This window comes from Serratia sp. SM04 (assembly GCF_040280225.1).
Lineage (GTDB): Bacteria > Pseudomonadota > Gammaproteobacteria > Enterobacterales > Enterobacteriaceae > Serratia > Serratia sarumanii.
The window spans coordinates 1-16,757 of record NZ_JBEOQT010000011.1 but is presented as its reverse complement, the minus strand read 5'-3'; the positions used below and the strand labels follow the sequence as shown (position 1 = coordinate 16,757).

Annotated in this window: 20 protein-coding genes; 2 read left to right on the top strand and 18 right to left on the bottom strand. The window is 46.9% G+C overall.

Going from position 1 to position 16,757, the window contains the following annotated elements; all coding sequences use genetic code 11:
- Positions 1-217: 217 nt before the first annotated feature.
- The 3 genes from ABTW55_RS13970 to ABTW55_RS13960 are packed head-to-tail and all read right to left on the bottom strand — an operon-like array spanning position 218 to position 1,881.
- Positions 218-784 carry a DUF4326 domain-containing protein gene (locus ABTW55_RS13970; RefSeq protein ID WP_065189914.1) on the bottom strand — a complete coding sequence of 189 codons (567 nt, stop codon included), beginning with the start codon at positions 782-784 and terminating at the stop codon, positions 218-220.
- Positions 781-1,233 carry a DUF488 family protein gene (locus ABTW55_RS13965; protein ID WP_045895885.1) on the bottom strand — a complete coding sequence of 151 codons (453 nt, stop codon included), beginning with the start codon at positions 1,231-1,233 and terminating at the stop codon, positions 781-783. The genes ABTW55_RS13970 and ABTW55_RS13965 overlap by 4 nt, the downstream gene beginning before the upstream one ends.
- Positions 1,234-1,881: a hypothetical protein gene (locus ABTW55_RS13960; protein ID WP_061549663.1), complete on the bottom strand. Its 648-nt coding sequence runs from the start codon at positions 1,879-1,881 to the stop codon at positions 1,234-1,236. It lies immediately after the preceding gene.
- A gap of 264 nt (positions 1,882-2,145) precedes the next feature.
- Between ABTW55_RS13960 and ABTW55_RS13955 the strand changes: the two genes are divergently transcribed.
- On the top strand, positions 2,146-2,793 hold the full coding sequence (locus tag ABTW55_RS13955; protein WP_045895980.1) for a ParA family protein: 648 nt from the start codon (positions 2,146-2,148) through the stop codon (positions 2,791-2,793).
- A 40-nt stretch (positions 2,794-2,833) separates the two neighbouring features.
- A complete protein-coding gene (locus tag ABTW55_RS13950; RefSeq protein ID WP_004178129.1) occupies positions 2,834-3,067 on the top strand; it encodes a hypothetical protein in 234 nt (77 codons plus the stop codon).
- Between the two features lie 37 nt (positions 3,068-3,104).
- On the opposite strand, the gene ABTW55_RS13945 is transcribed toward ABTW55_RS13950, so the two are convergent.
- The 15 genes from ABTW55_RS13945 to ABTW55_RS13875 all read right to left on the bottom strand — a co-directional run.
- Positions 3,105-3,401 (bottom strand): hypothetical protein, encoded by a 297-nt coding sequence (locus tag ABTW55_RS13945; protein ID WP_223283641.1) that lies wholly within the window; start codon positions 3,399-3,401, stop codon positions 3,105-3,107.
- A 105-nt stretch (positions 3,402-3,506) separates the two neighbouring features.
- Entirely contained in the window at positions 3,507-3,980 is a 474-nt protein-coding gene (locus ABTW55_RS13940) for a thermonuclease family protein (RefSeq protein ID WP_045895976.1), read from the bottom strand.
- Between the two features lie 36 nt (positions 3,981-4,016).
- On the bottom strand, positions 4,017-4,772 hold the full coding sequence (gene mobC / locus ABTW55_RS13935; protein WP_023316386.1) for a MobC family replication-relaxation protein: 756 nt from the start codon (positions 4,770-4,772) through the stop codon (positions 4,017-4,019).
- A gap of 8 nt (positions 4,773-4,780) precedes the next feature.
- Positions 4,781-6,517, bottom strand: a complete 1,737-nt coding sequence (locus tag ABTW55_RS13930; RefSeq protein ID WP_045895973.1) for a type IV secretory system conjugative DNA transfer family protein — start codon at positions 6,515-6,517, stop codon at positions 4,781-4,783.
- 779 nt (positions 6,518-7,296) lie between these two features.
- Complete coding sequence (locus ABTW55_RS13925; RefSeq protein WP_059321833.1) at positions 7,297-7,602, bottom strand: hypothetical protein; 306 nt, start codon at positions 7,600-7,602, stop codon at positions 7,297-7,299.
- 33 nt (positions 7,603-7,635) lie between these two features.
- Positions 7,636-7,941 (bottom strand): conjugal transfer protein, encoded by a 306-nt coding sequence (locus ABTW55_RS13920; protein ID WP_045895969.1) that lies wholly within the window; start codon positions 7,939-7,941, stop codon positions 7,636-7,638.
- A 35-nt stretch (positions 7,942-7,976) separates the two neighbouring features.
- Positions 7,977-8,375 carry a cag pathogenicity island Cag12 family protein gene (locus ABTW55_RS13915; RefSeq protein WP_071687791.1) on the bottom strand — a complete coding sequence of 133 codons (399 nt, stop codon included), beginning with the start codon at positions 8,373-8,375 and terminating at the stop codon, positions 7,977-7,979.
- A complete protein-coding gene (gene virB11 / locus ABTW55_RS13910; RefSeq protein ID WP_045895968.1) occupies positions 8,372-9,397 on the bottom strand; it encodes a P-type DNA transfer ATPase VirB11 in 1,026 nt (341 codons plus the stop codon). The genes ABTW55_RS13915 and virB11 overlap by 4 nt, the downstream gene beginning before the upstream one ends.
- Complete coding sequence (virB10, locus tag ABTW55_RS13905; RefSeq protein ID WP_045895967.1) at positions 9,387-10,637, bottom strand: VirB10/TraB/TrbI family type IV secretion system protein; 1,251 nt, start codon at positions 10,635-10,637, stop codon at positions 9,387-9,389. Before virB10 ends, virB11 begins: the two co-directional genes overlap by 11 nt.
- A 46-nt stretch (positions 10,638-10,683) precedes the next feature.
- Positions 10,684-11,592 (bottom strand): P-type conjugative transfer protein VirB9, encoded by a 909-nt coding sequence (gene virB9 / locus ABTW55_RS13900; RefSeq protein ID WP_077874239.1) that lies wholly within the window; start codon positions 11,590-11,592, stop codon positions 10,684-10,686.
- On the bottom strand, positions 11,589-12,272 hold the full coding sequence (locus tag ABTW55_RS13895; RefSeq protein ID WP_045895965.1) for a type IV secretion system protein: 684 nt from the start codon (positions 12,270-12,272) through the stop codon (positions 11,589-11,591). The genes virB9 and ABTW55_RS13895 overlap by 4 nt, the downstream gene beginning before the upstream one ends.
- Before the next feature lie 221 nt (positions 12,273-12,493).
- Positions 12,494-13,567, bottom strand: coding sequence for a type IV secretion system protein (locus ABTW55_RS13890; RefSeq protein WP_045895964.1), 1,074 nt, complete (start codon positions 13,565-13,567; stop codon positions 12,494-12,496).
- A gap of 10 nt (positions 13,568-13,577) precedes the next feature.
- On the bottom strand, positions 13,578-13,805 hold the full coding sequence (locus ABTW55_RS13885) for an EexN family lipoprotein (protein ID WP_059321746.1): 228 nt from the start codon (positions 13,803-13,805) through the stop codon (positions 13,578-13,580).
- A 13-nt stretch (positions 13,806-13,818) separates the two neighbouring features.
- Positions 13,819-14,523: a type IV secretion system protein gene (locus ABTW55_RS13880; protein WP_045895962.1), complete on the bottom strand. Its 705-nt coding sequence runs from the start codon at positions 14,521-14,523 to the stop codon at positions 13,819-13,821.
- Positions 14,524-14,540: 17 nt separating this feature from the next.
- Positions 14,541-16,757, bottom strand: a 2,217-nt coding sequence (locus ABTW55_RS13875) for an ATPase (RefSeq protein ID WP_350429261.1), incomplete at its 5' end; no start/stop codon positions are given.

The window sequence follows — 16,757 nt, the reverse complement described above, 5'->3', positions numbered from 1 at the left end:
AAAGAGTCATCTCAAGCCACTAACTATCTGAAAATGCGTTTTTTATATTTTTTATGTGCAGTTTAGCTATAAAAAATGCATGTAATTTTTTTTGTTAAATTTAAATATCTGTGTAACATTTTTAACATTTTATTTTTTTAGATCTTTTTTTTCATTACCTCGATAAAACTCAACTTTTCAGAAAAGCGCTTTCCCTGAATTAGGCATGTATCAAATCTCATTCCCCGTCATCAAGGGAGTTTATATAATCGGCTATGATATCCCCATGACATGCATATGGCTTGCAATGACACGCAATAACCTTTCCCTTAAGAGATGATGCATTTTTATCAATATTATCAAAGGGTTTTAAAAATTCTTTATCAAAATCATATTTGAATTTTCTTATTACTTCATCCCTATCCCCATCTACGCCTATTTGATAAGGATTTCCCCATATCGTACCTCTGCCTATATATACATCAAATTTATCACCTCTGTCTTTATTGACAACCAGCGTCAGATTTAAAAGTACAACTTTTACTTTTGCATTCTCAGGTAATTTAAAATCACCAATATCTTGACGTTTGTCTCTAAAAATAATTGCATATTCAGCATCTTCGGCAGAATTCACCTCACGAATTCGAAATTGCTTATCTTCAGAAATTTTTCTGATAAATCCTCTAGGGTCAGAGATGAAAATTATCTCTGATATGCTTATTTTTTTAGTCAAAAAGTCCAATTTCCTTTTAAATTTACTAAAGCAATTGAACTCTTTACTATATTCTAAAAAAAGTACACTCATAGTATATGATTGATATCAGTTTTTTGGTTTGACCATTGTTGTTTTAAATACTCTGCCAAAAGTCTTCTATGGCAATTATGTGGCTTATCTTCGCTGCAAAGAAGGCATCCATTATCCACATCAACACTAGATAACTTCGATGATATAAGTCTTTGTTCCATAAGATTTAAATATTCATATGAGTACTGTTCCCAAGTGATGTTTTTATTTTTATAATCATCTAGAATTTTCTTTGTTGGGGCTAACTCTGATCTGTATACATAATCTATGTTACATATCTTTCTTAAGAAGAACTCAAGATCTTTTGCCTTTGCAAAACCGGAAAGCTGGGAATTGTTATTCAATCTTGTATCTATTACTCGGATGACGCCATTTTTCTTTAATGCGTTAAAGAAATGCTCAGCTGTCTTTTTTGTAAAACCTATTGTATGTATGTTTACATGTTCCATCTAAAATACTCCAGCTACTACTTTATATAAGTTTCCATTCAGTGGTTCGGCTAGACTGATAGTAAGATAGGAGACTCCATCAAGTTCTTCCTCTTCGCCATCATTCAACCTGTTGTTTTCATCTCTGAAATAGTTCTGTATTCCCATATCTGTAGTCGTTAGCAAGTATTCATTAGAGTTATAGGTGAACCTTATTCTCAGTTTATCAGTACCATACTCATTCTGCATCTGTACTATCACCGTATCATCAGGCTTGATCAGGTAGAGTGAATTATTTACCACACTCTGTCCAATAATGATTTTGTCATTTACACCGTAGTTACTGCTTGTTCCTGTCCCCCATAGAGTTGCAGGCGTATCCACATAATCATCTAAATCATTAGCAGCACAATGCCCATTAACAGTAAAAGTCACGTTTTCATCAATGATGTGGTTCTCTGTTTGGTGTCCTTGAGGGGCATGGTTAATGGTTGTTGCTTGGAAAAAATCTAGGGGTTGGATGGCATTTCCATGATGGAATATAGCGTTATTAATAGGATTTGCTGTAATTGTTCTTACCCATTGATTATTATCATTTTTTCCTGCAATGCAAAATCCTCCATTTTTCCAAGATTTAGCAAGACAAAGTAGTTGATGAATTGTTCTCATTTTCTTCCCTTACATTTTTCCATTAGAAGTCGCTAGGCAGAACCTTAATCATTGCTACATATATCAGATCTATCTTACTTTTCAATCCATATGTAACAAAGTTTTACATGGATTCTGATTGGCTTGTTATCAGTGGCCTCCATGCACACATCAAGGGGGGGGTATTATTATATTTTTATATAAAAATATTTACTGATGGTGAGGTCTGGATTAGACTTACAGTATTACCTATTTTTATAGGAAAATATTTATATAGGGGATGATATGACTGCTGTTATCGCACTGGCTAACGGGAAAGGCGGGGTGAAAAAGTCCTCAATGTCACGGGCTATCGCCACCGAGTATACAAAGGCAGGATGGGGGGTTCTTGGGCTGGATATGGATATTGATCAGGGGTCTTTCCTGGACTGGGGGCAACGTCGGTTGCGAAATGGTTTTGAACCTCCGGTGACAATTCAGGGATGCGGGACGGTTTCACAGGCGAAGAAACAGATCGAATCCGGGCAATGGGATTTGATTGTCATCGACAGTGCGGCGTATGCCACGAAATCGTTACTCAGCCTGATTGATATTGTCGATTTGCTGGTACTGCCGACAGGGTTTAGCGTGGATGATCTACGAACGACCGTTACGACCGTAAACGCGCTGCGTAACAAAGGACATTCGACAGATAAAATGGCGGTGGTGTTTGCGGGGGTAAGTGAAAGTGAGAGTGAATATCGTGCGGCGCTGGAATACCTGCAACCCTGCGGCGTTCCCATCATTCCGGGCGCTATTCCTTTTCTGACATCGTTCAGCCAGGCGCAGGATAAAGGGCTTGCTCTTACGGAGTCGCCTTTCCCTGGCCCACGGCAGAAAGCTGATGATGTTGTGCAGGGTGTGATCGATCGACTGACAACGCTTACGCAGTAGTATATAATAATATAATTATATTTATCTATAAGGTGATATTATGGCGAACGTCCCAGCAAAACCGCGCAATACCAAAGGTGAGCCGCCAAGCCAGGCGGATACGGAACACGGCTTTAATCCTACCCGGAAAAGTGCTGATGGCCGTAAGGCACAGCTTAACTTATACATTGATATGGAGCTGAAACGTGAGTTCCGCTCCATTGCTGCGGCCAACGATATGAAACATGGGGAGCTGTTCGAGGCGTACCAGGAATTCTGGAAAAAACATCATTAAGTCACCCGGTATCCCGGCCACTGGCCGGGTGATACCATCACTGAACGTAGCTCTGCCACTTATCCAGTATTCTTTTTTCCAGATCGACGTACAATCCGCCTCTGACCAGGAAACCGACCAGGGCAATAGCGATCAATGCAACGATGGCTTGAGCGCATCCCTCAGTAAACGATTCCGGCAGGTTTTGGCCTGAGTGCTGCATGATGAGGCCGAGTCCGAAATACGTAAGAAAGGTACAAACAAAGCCAATCATTCCGACTCTGGCGATCCATTCCGCCACTTTGAATGACCAGTATTTCAACGGCATCTCCCGTTTAATGTCACGAATAACCATTGTGTCTATCTTATGGGTCAGTGACTGAAATTTAGCGAATATCATAAGTCCCTCGTCCGTCTAAAAATTAACCTTACCATATCAGAATTATATAAAAATATAATCCTATTTATTCTGTTTGCGCCACTTCCACGGCTCCACTGGATCAGATGACGACCACAGCCCGATTTTATGCCGTCTGGCTTCTTCTTCAAGGCGTAGCATTGTTTCGTCACTGGCACGGCCATGATATCGATAAGCCCACGCCATACCCGCTTTAACCTGCTCTGCGTTGATATCGATACCGTCAATCATCAATGTTCCCAGCCAGCGGCCATAACGATCTGTATTGTTGGCTATGACCACCGTCTGTTTCTGGACGGCCAGCTTTAACAGGTTTTGCTTTGAGCGCTGGCCGAACGGTTGCCCCGATTCCGGGGCATCGATACCGTTAAGGCGAACTTTCATCATTTTGCCATCGGCGAGTACCTGGACAGTATCACCATCGACGACCCGAACAACACGGCCAGAAAAGTCAGCCAGGCAAAGGGCGGGGAAAAGCAGGGGCAGAAACACAAGCAAACGAGATCGGCATTTCATTTGTCACACCTTATAAAAATAGATTTATATAAATAATCACTGGCCTCCGCTGGCGGCTGCTTGCTCCAGTTCATCAATGGTGCGGAAAAGAAACATTTCGCGGTTTTTCGCGTCGAACGGCACCGGAACGTTGTTCCTCATTACCGTTTTGATGGAGTCAAACAGTCGGATTAACGATGTTTTGGTTTTGTCATCCGGCATGACATACATCGCGTAGTGCCAGCGTCCGGCATCGCTGGCCGCCAGATGGCTGTTAATGATGTTGATATAGCGTGCGCGGGTTTTCATTGAGCGCTCAGTTTCGACGGCGACGATTGCGCCGCTATCTAACGTGATAATCCCGTCAGGACGATGGCGAACGCCAGGATAACGCGCAATAAACTCCCCCCGATCACCATTAAGCCAGCCTTGCCCGCCTTTCTCTTCCAGTGCAATTCTGACCCGATGATTCAGGAGCCGGTGTTCCAGTGTCCAGTATTTGAGTTTCCCCGGCTCAAAATAACCGGGGAATACTTTATCATCGGGTTTAACCACCATCGCCAGCCCTTGCATGGTGATCCCCCATAGTGATTTTTTTCCGGCTATTACCGGGTATTCATGTTTTATCAGAAACCCCAATGCAACCGCCTTATTCAGTAGCGCATACGTTGGGCGGTGACTTTTACCCTTGAACCCAACAACCTTTTTCAGCGTTTTAAAATCGGAGTATGTTTCTTCTTTAAGGAATGTCAGCAATGCAAGCATTTTTCTGTTTGCGGCTTCTTTCCTTTCTGCAACGTTATGAATAAGCATTTCAGCCCTCACAGATTGATTGATGGCTTATGTTCCTGGCTTTCATTTTTTTCCGGTGTGGCTTGTTTATACTCAAATGAAAGAAGTTCGATGTTTTCTTTTTTGACCTGAACCTGAAACATCTTTGTAGCTCTTGGTAGTTCGGTTGACGTAAATACAAAACCAACTTTTTCAGGGAGATTTAAAAACATATTACTGTCAACGTAGTAACTTTCTGCCTGTCTTATCATTCGGTCTGTATCCACTTTTTCCGTTAATGATAAATCAGTCCGTACTTTTCTCATCTCATCATCGACCAGGATAGAACCTGTCATTTTTGCCGCCCATTCTGCTGTTTCGGGATTCTGGATTTTATAAATCAATTTGAATTTGGCGTTTTCAATGATAGCGCCAATAACTGAATCACCATTTAAATCAGACGGGCAGTCACGCAGATCGTCTATCGCCTGAAAAGCCATGAATATATGCACGCCTTTATCTCGTGCCGTTCCAAGTCCTTCAAGAGCAGGGCGAGAAAGATGATATTTCAACTCGTCGAGGAAAATAGCAACAGTACGCGGGGTACTGTTTATTCTGTCCCTAGTCTCTGCTATTTGTATCAGCCGGGTCAGAATCATTCTTTGTGCGGAAATTATCTTTTGATTTCGCGTTGAACCAATAATGTAGCAACAACCACCTTCATCAAAAACCTCTTTTAATGAAAATCCATTTTTGGCATTAATTGAGTTAACTAAAGCAATTTCTTCCAGCTCGCCACAAAATGCGGGAACATCTTCACGTAATGACTGAACAAAGTCAGTGTTAAATAAATCACGAAGCGTCATTCCTTTTTCATAAATTGCAGATGTATTTCTGGCTGCGCGACGGTCAGATATACGATAAAAATCTGACGCCTCCCCTTTCTTAGCCAGGCTAAAGCCAGCGTTAAATAATTCTTCCAGTTGTTCATGAGAGATATCAGCCAGTAAATCAAGCTGGGAATTTAGCTTGTTTAAATTTATAAGTGTGAATTTCTTGCCTGCTTTTTTACATGCTTCCCTAAGTACGTGTGGTGCCCATTCATCATCTTTTGGATCTTCTACAAAAACAGCCTCACCTAAAAGAATAGCCTGATAAAGTAGAACGGTCGCAGTTACGCCTTTCCCGGAACCTGTTGTACCGATAATTGCTGCGTGTTGGGTTTTGAATTCTTTTATAGTTATATATTGCGGCTGGTCATCTTTGTTTAAGCCAATAAAAACGCCTTTCTTTAAATCAATGTAATCGAGTGGGTTATATTCTATGGGGTCGGGTAATAGCTCTTTTACTTTGCGTACATCGGTTCGGGTATTTCTCTCCAGCTTGCTTTTCTTAATCATTCGATGTTTTAGGTTGTCAATTTCTCCTGCTAAAAGTCGTCGGGCTGCAATATGAAATATTAATCCTGCTGCCGTAAATATTATGGTCATGATCCATAGGGTAACTCTAAACAGTATGTTGTTGTCGAGTGACTTAAAAAAGTAGCTCAACCCCTGAATAGTTAGCGGTGATATGGTGCCGAATATAAAAAAGAAAATGGACACGCACGCCACCGACTTTAACCAGAACGGGGCGTTCTTTCTTTCCTCGCGGGGAAGGTGGAATATAAAAGGTAATGTAAGACCTGCGAGCAGGGATAATATGACAGGGCTGTTTTGCAGCCATAAAAGAAAAAAGGAAAATGCATCGGCAAAGGCATTCAGCCTTTGCATCAGGTGGGAACCCATATCTATTTTCTCCATACGAAAACTGACGTGTTGGGCGCAAAAGATGGGAGCAGCTTATAGGAGCGTAACCACGCTCCCATGCGATGCTCCCATAATATGCTCCGATGAATAGGCAAAAGGCGCTGATCGCCAGTGGCGATCAAGCCCGTTATCCGCGCTTTCAGAATACAGCCGACCAGTGGTCGTCTGTCCTCTGAAACGCCCGAATGACGGGCAACGGCGTGTGCCATTACGTTCGGGCTGGACGCCCTCACTGCATGACACATGGGGGTAATGTCCCGGCTGGACGCCGAGCCAAAACCCCCAAGGTCAAAGGCGGCACACCGTCTTGCGCTACGCGCGACCAACCCCTTTAAGACGCTGCGTTTAGCCTATTTTTCCTCGCAAGCTCGAAAAAATCGGAACGCTGCTTTAAAGGGGTTGGTCGCGCCTAATCGGTAATATCCCCCGCTGGGGCGGGTTATATTACCTGGCTGCGACGGTGTGCGGGGCAAGCCCCCCACAAAAAACGGCACGTGGGCGTGCCTTTTTGCTCGCTGGGGCGGCAAAATTTTTGCGGCTCCCCCCGGCCTGCTCAATTCGCTGTGGGCGAATGTTCGCAGGTGGGCGCGGTTCCTGAAAATTAGCAATTTCTTCGAAATTGAATTTTCTTTCCGCGTACCACTTCATTATTTTTCGTCTTAACAATTTCTTCGAAATTGAAGCCAAAAATAATGAAGCCTTAAAGTCCCGTCGCCTGTTAGTCTGTGTATTGTACAATACACATTTGTTTTGTGTGATTACATTTGCTCGCGGTATATTTCAGCCCTGCACTCCCTTTCAGCTTCCAGTGCTTCACTGTAGGACGCATCATCAATTTTCGTGCCTTTGCTTTCGGCATAGCGTCGTAATTTATTTGCGTCAGCTTCATTAAGTTCTGAAAGATGATCGCGCAAAAGACCGATAAAACAGCTTTCGTATATTTCGTAATACAGCCCACAACCTCTGTGGGCTTCTTTTGATAACGTGTCATATACCAGGGCTACAGATATTCTGTCCTGATTTTTTGAGTGTAGATTATTAATGAATAAATCTTCGTTTATCATTTCGAACCTCTCATATCAAAATGGATATGTCAGTTATCCTTTCACTCTGCCAAACTTTGAAAGGATTTTGCTTATTGATTCAGGGTCTGCGGCTTTACATTCGCCTAAAAATTCTTTTCGCATATCGAATGTTTTACCCGGATTAAAACGATGGTGTTTTTTAAAGGCGTTGATTTTAAAAAATGCGCGTTCTGCTGAACTGCATTCACTCCCACCACTATTACCCGTAGCTTTTCCGTACATGCAAAGAACAACTTCGCACGGGTCAGCGGCAAAGGAATAAAACGGTGTTCCTGCGGTCAGGCATAATACAGCCGCCGCGATAACGGTTTTTTTCATGGTAAATCCTTATTAGATTGTATTGTTTAAATGGATTAGCGAGATAAATAAATGGTGGTTTCTCTGCATGTCAGGCAATTAAAGACGGGCTGGTATTCAATAACACCTTTTGCACCATTCTGGCGAAGCCAGTTTTTGGCATTAAAGAAAGCAGTACCGGATTGTGCAGTGACGACAATTCGTGTTGAATGGGCGACTGCGTAAAATACTGCTGGAGTCCATATTGTATCGTAGAAACTTTGTGCGCTGATTGATGATGTCCATTTACCGTTAACTGTCGGGGAAGGAACTATAACGTTATTGTCACTCCATTGCGGTAAACTGGTGTTTAATGGGGCGGCGGCTTTATCCCACTCTACAGGAACGGGAGGCGGCGGCGATGAACATCCGGTAACTATTGCCGCTAACATGATTACTTTAAGTTTCTTTATCATGCTTTCATTTCCTCAAAATACTGGTTTCGATGAATTGGACGGAAATAAATGTCATTCATACGGCGGACATTTCCGTCTAAATCAATGCTCACAATCACGTCCAGGCTATCCAGAACCTTACGTAACATAAATGTATAGGGGAGCTGGGCGCACTGTGGATTTTCATAGCAACGGGTAATAAACCCATCTATAGCTTCTTTCGCTGATCCTGCATGAATGGAGGTCATACTCCCTTCATGGCCGGAACCTGTTATTTTAAGGAAGTCCCAGGCTTCCGCACCGCGAACCTCTGTTAATAAAATGCGGTCAGGGTTCATACGGTAATTCCAGCGTAAAAGGCTCGCCGGGGTAACGATAGAACCTTTTTCATCTGATGATTCTGACGGATAAAAAAGATGGACGTAGTTTTTATGGATAAAGAACGTGATTTCCGGGTTGTCCTCAATGGTTGATATCCGAAGATGTACAGGAATATACCCTATCAACATTTTCATATAGGTGGTTTTCCCGGTACTGGTTTCCCCGGCGACCGCGAGAGTTTTACCGTACTCGACGCATTTCTCCATAAACAGAGGAATATTTTTTGTATTGTACAATGCAATTAATTCCTCGTCGTGCGTCTCCGTTTTTTCCTCGCCTGTTACCCGGTTATAAAATCCCGCATCGATGTATGACTGATGCGGGATTTGTACCTTCGATGGCTTACGGATGGTGATAGACACCGTATCGCGCTCACAGGCCGGGGGAACAATCACCTGGCACCGTTCGCCAGATTCCAGCGTGGCTGACAGCCCCGGCTTAATATCTTCGATATTGTCGCCGTGGTGCTTTGCCAGGCACCGGGCAAAGTTGTAGCAATCCTCATAGGACAAAGGAACGGCGTGCTGCTTCCATACGCCGTTGATTTTGGTATACAGCTCACCTGGACGGTTGACGGCGACCTCCGTCAGGCCGGGAAGCTCCAGAAAGTCGCCAAAGAAACGCTGTTTATAGCGGTCGAGGGAAATATTCTTAGCGGTCATTTTTCAACCTCAGTGTATAGATGTTGGAAAAATCAATATCCTCGCCTGTGATTAGGTTGATGATCTCGCCCTGATTCTTATAGAGCGTTGGGGGAATATTGATGCTGTTCTCCAGCGTAGTACGCGCCATATCTGCCATAGCCTGGCGGCTGTTTTCCGTATAGTCCGTATTGCGATCTTTTTTACCCGCGCTGTTGGATGCCCATGCGCCAATATCGGGGATCATGCCGACCATTAACGCGCCGCCGAACCGTTCCCAGAAGTGCGAATCTATCCAGCCATCAACGCCAGCCTCGCCCAGCTCGCCAGCCGCGCTGGTATCAACCAACGGGATATCGAGATAAGGCGGCTGGCGGGTGCGTAGCTTCGTCGCAATGATGAATGCCCGCCCTTGCCCGTGCTTCATACCTTCTTCCGCTATGGCGCGGTAAAGTAATGATGCGGTGGTGCCTTTCTCTATCAGCTTCGTGTTGCCGCTGGCGCTCCAGATGTCAGTAGTGACCGTGCAGCGAAGTTTCCCCGCCCGGTCAGATACAAAGCGGCGATCCAGTGAGCAGGGGATCGAGGTATTTTCCGGGATGTACAGGTCAGGGTTATAGGGTATGCGGCGCACTGGTGCGGGGCTTTGTCCCGGGGACGGTGCGACGGTATTTGTGGCCGCGCTGCTGTCCTGTTGTCCGGTGGTCGTTGCCGATGTCAGCGTCATTTCCTGCTGCCGGGTTTTTACCGGGTTCTGTGTGGTGGCCGAACCATCACGGCGAATAAGGAAGCTGGCTTTGTTGAGTTCTGGCGGGGCGGCCGGAGCCGCCTGCCCTGTTCCCCTCGTGCTGCTCTGGCCGTTATCCTGTTGCTCTGGCTCTTCTTCGGCTGTATCGGTGGACATACCGAGATCGTTACGCTGCCGGTAATCGGTTTTGTTCGTCTGCGGGGCTGTGTCCTGTTTCTTTTCTTCCGTAGGCTGCCACAGGATATTGCGATAAACCCAGTTACCACCCCATGCCAGGAAGATAAGCGCGACCGCGACAATGGCAAGAAAGGCGGTTGCTTTGCCCCGTTTGCGCTTTTTCAGCTTATTAACGGCGGGTTGTACCGGGTCTTTCTCTTCGTCGTCCTGCGCATTGAGAAGCTCGGCCTCCCTTTTAGCGCGGGCTTCCCGCTCAAGCGTGGCAATATCATCCTCAGCGTGTGCCGGGGATGCCTGCGCTTCATCCGGCACAGGCACTTTGTTTTCGTCGTTCATATGCATGTTTCCTGATTTTATAAAAATATAAAACTATTTTTATAGTTTAATTGGATTCCGGTTTTTCCACTCTTTCCACCTGCCGGGATACGGTGGAACCATCGGCGGCGTGTACCTTGCCAAATCCGCTATTTTCCAGACCCACAACGGCATTACCGGAACGCAGTACCAGGCGTGGCGTCACCTCCTGAATCACCAGTACGGTGAAGTCGCCTTTCTTCTGGATACTGCTGTTAACCACATGCTCTTTGCCGTTCAGCTCTTTGGTGACGGAAGGAATGGACTTAGACGGGGAGAAGCCCACGAACGTAAAGCGGCCATCGTCGTAAGCAAAATCGGGAACAATGTTGAAGCTGCCTTTGCCCGGATATTTTGTGTAACTCCAGTTGCGGGGCGTCTGTGCCGAGTTCAGCGCTTTCTGGACACTGGCCTGCTGCTGTTTCTGCTCCCACTCGCGTTGTCTGGCCGTCGCCTCCCGGCTCGCTTTGTCCCGTTCTTCGCCCGGATAGCGATAGCTCACTTGGAAAGCGGGTTGCTGTGCCGATTTATCATCGATGACGTTCAGCTCGACGTTGTACAGGCGCTTACTGGTGACAACCAGCATATTGGTATGCCAGTCCCGGCTGTTCGGGGGGATCACGACTTGCGTTGTGTTGCCATCCTCTCCGGGCGCTCCCTGCGTGAGCGCGACCGGGCGAACGTTGACCCGGTTTGCATCCGGCGTGGCTTCCCACGCCTCATCAAAGCCGGGTTTGGCGCTTATGACCGCCTCATCGTTATCAAATACCAGAGTTGTCATAAAGCCGGGTTTGGTGTTAACGACGGTTACGTTCTGCGGGTTATAGATAACCTGCTGAACACGGGAGTCATAGCGGCTTGCCTGTGGTATGGCCGCACCCCATGCCGCACCGCACATCATCAGTGCCAGTGCGGTAAATGTTAACTTTTTCATCATTCACCTCCCCGGATTTCGCGGTCGGTCTGCCAACTGGTGACGGTAAAGCCGAAGTAGTTGATCTCGCGTTCCGCATCGCTCATTTCCTTGTCAGGGTCAGAATGGAACGTGAACCGGGCATCCCAATATTCGTTGCGGATGCTGTTATCAGCCAGACGGCGGATAATCTTCTTGTAGCGAATGGTGGCGACCCTGTCAGGGGCTGTCGCATCGGTGATCTGGTTGGACAAGATCTCCACTTTCACGGTGTGCGCCCCGTTCTTATAAACCTTGTCCGGGGCGTTTTTTCCGGCGTAAAGCGCCAGGTAGTCATCGTTTACCTGGGGAGCGTTGTAGACCTGTACCGTCTCGTAGTCGTCCTGCAAAGAGGGATAGACATACCGCTCACGCACTTTGACGTAGTTTGCGGCCATCGCCTTTTGATAGGCTTCTGTTGCGGTCAGGCTGGTTTTCGATGTCCGGGTAACGTGTTCCACCCGTCCTGTGTGGTTATCCACGGTATACAGCTCAACGTCCGTCTGTTTCAGCGGCAACATCACGACCACGGCGACGAGCGCCAGTACCGCAATCAGCAGACCCACACCGCCAACAACAAAACCGGCTTTTGTGGCGCGTTTATCCCGCTCAATCATTTGCTGCTCAAAGGTGCGGGATTCAGCTATTAATTTCTGTTCACTCATGACTGTTTAACTCCGCCATAATTTGAGGGGTGTTTACGGGTTCTCCCTTACCGCTAAAGGCAGAGGGAGGCGTGTTCTGGGCGCAGCCAGAAAGCGCGCACAGCAAAGCCAGCGCAATCAAGCGTTTCATCAAAGATTTCCTCAACTGAATTAGAAATATGAAAATATAATTATATTTTCATAGGTTGGTGTTTCGGGGGGATGGACTGGAAACGTCTGGCCTAGCTGTTGAACTTCTTAACCGCGGAATCTCTCGACTGTGCCAGCCTCCGCGCTTCGTTCCGGGCTATCATCTGCTCAATCGCGTATTTACGCGCTTTAGAAGCGTTATAGCCTAATTCACCTCCGGGCTTGCCGGGCTTACCTGCATTCGCATCCTTCCAGCCCTGAATGTTGTCCTGGGCGGAGCGTGTGGTATTCCTTCCGGCACTCGCGGCCAGTTTCCCGGCACCAAAAGCAGCCGCACCGATACCTACTGCGGCCAGCCCCTGCATGGATACGGTAGCACTAGCCCCGGCCAGCGCTGCGGCCAGTTTTGCGGAGAGATAAATCAATATTGCCGCACAGATACCTGCAAGACAGACTTGCGCTCCTAGTTCTACGATATTTGCCTGGGCTGCACCTTGAGTTGCTAATGCAAGCCTTGAGTTTAAGTAATTAACCACAATCCTTAATGATAAAGAAGAAAGGAGAATTGTTAATATGGCTGCAAATATGTTTTGTAGCCAGTTATTAAACATGGGACGAAGGAAACCATACATAAGGCAAAAGATGAATATAGGTGCTGTAATACTCAGCAATAAGATCATTACTTCCGCTATCATGGAAACGAACGCGGTGATAATCATTAAAACGAATATTCCAAGCCATACATAAAATTGAGCAGTCATTCCCTCATCTTTTATATATGTGGAGTTATCCATATCATGTAATGTTTTACCTAATACTTTTGCATTATTCCATAAGCTATCTAATAGCTGCCATATATTATCACTGCCAGAAAAGCCCTCTTTTAACCCGTTGATAGCGTCGATAACGCCATCGAGATAACCACTAATATTTGCCACAAAGGAAAGGATGATCGCCATCCTCATGATGTCCCACATCGTATCTTCCATCGGCGTGGATAGCTTACCCGCTAACGTCTGGTATCCACGCCACATGATGTAGATAGTGGCTGACGTAACCGCCAGCCCCATCATCATAGAAGAGTACGACATCATTAATCCCTTTGTGGCGTCCGTTATTCCACCTATCAGATGTTTTTCAACGCCAACAAAAACACCACCGGACATATTTACCTCACTATGAATTTAAATCGACAGTCGGAGCATTTAATTGCTGAATTTGCCAGTGAGCTTCGTTCGCATTTTTACAATTTTCCGAAGCGCTCCCTGTTTTTTGACATTTTTCGTAAACAGCTTTTAGTTCTTCTGGATGGTCTTTATACCATTTGGTGGTTTTAGCCTCTTCTTTGCATCCACTAACTAAGAAAACTGATAATGTCAGGAGAGATATTGTTAATAAACGCATGTTGTAGTTCCCTTTAGCTATTTAAATCAATTGTTGGCGCGTTTAACTGCTGCTGATTCCACTGTTTAACGCGCTCCGCCTCAAGCACTTTTTCGCGCTTCTCTGCTGCTTTCACGCTCATTTCCCATTGGGTGGTAAGCGTGTTCAGCATGACAGATTTTAGCTGAATACTGTTTGCAAGGTCTTGAGATTCTTTCGAATCTTTGGCTAACGCTACCCTGTTGGAGAGGCTGTTGATTTCCCCCAGGGTCTGGCTTACCTGGTTCTGAACCTCGTCGGTTTGCTCAAGCTGGATAGCCTTGTTGATGACCTGCTGCTTGCATACGTTGGCATAACTCCCCGATTGTGCCGTGTTGCAGGTGTCGAAAATTTTATACTTCTCGTACAACGCATCGAACTGCCCGGAGGAACCGCCGGAGAGAAGTAAATCATTCAGTGCCTGTCCGGGCTTACGCAGCTTTTCAAGGTCAGCTTTCAGGCCTTTGGCCTGGTCAACAAAATCAGCAATATCACGAACGCCAGTGGCCGTCGCCAGTTGGTCTTTATATGCCTGTATTTGTGACTGGTAGTGTCTGGCTGTTTCCATCCAGCGTTTTAACTCCTGCGCCCACTGCACGTCCCGCATAGGGTCAGCATCAACAGCGACGGGAATACCAGCATGAGCCAGTGGGCTTGCAATTACGCAAGCCAGAATAAGAGTACGAAAGCGAGTTTTCATCGTATATCTCCTTTGGGTCAGAGCGCTTTAGCCAGGTAGGTATCGAGCCATTCATGAGGCTGCATTCCTTCCCGGTAAATCGATTCGAATATTTCGAGGTTGGGGGCATCGCCGCTCATGACTTTGGTGTATCTGCCGATACCCGACAGGTCGAGCGTGACGCGAGCGGCAAAACGTTTGGTATCGCCGCGCTTGAACTGATTTTTCACCACAACATACTGGCGGGCTTGCGGGTCAAGCCCTTTCACCACGTCGAACACTTCCGGTTCAAACTTCATGCCGTCAACATAGTGTGCGCGGTCGGCATTGGGGTTCGCCGCCAGAATCTGTGTCCCGCACTGCTCAATCACTGCCGGGGCGATATCATCTTTGATGATCTCTGCCGGGGATTGAGTACCTACGACCAGCATCCCGTTCAGCTTACGGATGGTTTTCAGCTTGTTATAAGCAAAGTCCTTAAACACCGGGTCGCGTAACCACTTCCAGAATTCATCCATGAAAATGACCAGGCGTCGCCCGTCAAGCAGGCTGGTAATGCGGTACAGCAGATAAAACGAGATTGGCGCACATACGCTTGCATCGTCCAGGAACTCCGTTCCGTCGATGCCGAAGTTATCGCAGTTGCTGATATCGAACGTGTCAGATTCGTTATCAAACACCCAGCCGAACTCACCGCCCTGCGCCCACTGTGACAGCCGAATGCTAAGGCCGTTTTCCTGGGCTTCTTTCGTAGCCGGCTCAGGCAAATTTTCCAGCATTCGGGTAATTCCGTAGACGCGATATTGTGGCTCGTCATTCATCACAGCATTAACCGCATCACTCAGACGGCGTTCATCGCGTGGGGAGATCGTCGAGCCGTTGCGGGTACAAAGGATTTTCATCAGTTGCTTGATGAAATTGATATTGCGTTTGGTTGCAGGCAACGAGAACGGGTTCCACCCTGTAGACTCACCACTGATAACCCGATAGTAACGGCCACCCAGCGCCCGGATGTTCATCTCTGCGCCCCGGTCTTTATCGAGGTAAACGGTTGTCAGCCGTTTAGTTTTGGCATCCGGGGAGAAGCTATCCTCGCGCCCGTATTTCTGCTGCATGATCTCAAAGAACGTCATCAACATGGTTTTACCCGAACCGTTCGTACCGAGGATGCAGGTACTGGCCGGGTTCTTCTCGTTGAATTCGTCCTTATCTGCCAGTGTGTTATGCAGGTTGATATAGTAGCCATCGCCTGACGGGGTGCGCAGTAAAGCCATCGCATCCCCCCAGGGGGCTTTATCGCGCTTGCCCGGATAGAAATTATGGAGTGCGGCCAGCTCCACAAAGTTCTGGCTACTCAGCTCCCCTTTACGTGGCCGCAGATTGTAGTTGCCTGGCAGTTGCGCCATATATGCCGCTGAAAGCGATATTTCTGCCGGAACAGGCGTTATCCCGATGTTGTTCAGCGCGTTACTGATTTCGTTAGTATCAGCAACCAGGCTTTCCAGCGACGGGGAATACACCATGATGGAAAAATGGTGCTTTCCGTAAGCGATTTTCCCCGATGTCAGCAGGTCAAGCGCCACATCCAGATCCAGCCGCTGGGAAACAGCATCGTCGTCGGCACTCATCAAAAGGCGACGGGTACGCTTAATGGCTTTCTTCGCTTCCTCGCGTGACATGCAGGTATAGGACTGCGTGATCACGTAATCGCAGGGGGCGTAAAGAAGGGAGTCCATCATTCCAGTGGCGGTTTCTTCGGAGAACTCTTTAACCTCCAGCCCCCGGAAATATTGCGTACCGTTGGCGTGGTTAATCTGCCCGGATTCAGCCGAAAAGAACAACGCCGCCGCTCCCATCACGTCATAGGCCGGGGTGCGGGTGACGCGCACCTTTCGCCACTGGTGCGTTAACAGATATTCATAGAAAGCCAGTTGCGACGAAAACACCGCGCTTCCTTCGGTAAACGTACCGAGAGGCCGCGCACCATAGCGCGACAGCGCGGTATCGAGCGTGCTTTTTATTTCCAGCATTTCCAGCAAAGCACCGTCCAGCTCCTTTAGTTTCTGGCTGTCTTTCATCCGTTTGCGTTCTGCTTTTTCAAGGCTGACAAACGGGCGATAGCAGACCGTCAGGAACAGGCGGTTGCGCCGGAACAGACCGACAGAAGCGTAGTAAAGACGGCTAACTTCATCTGCATACGGGTTGCCGGAATCTTTATGAAGATTGTCGGTAAACGTATTGCGGTCGTTATGGAT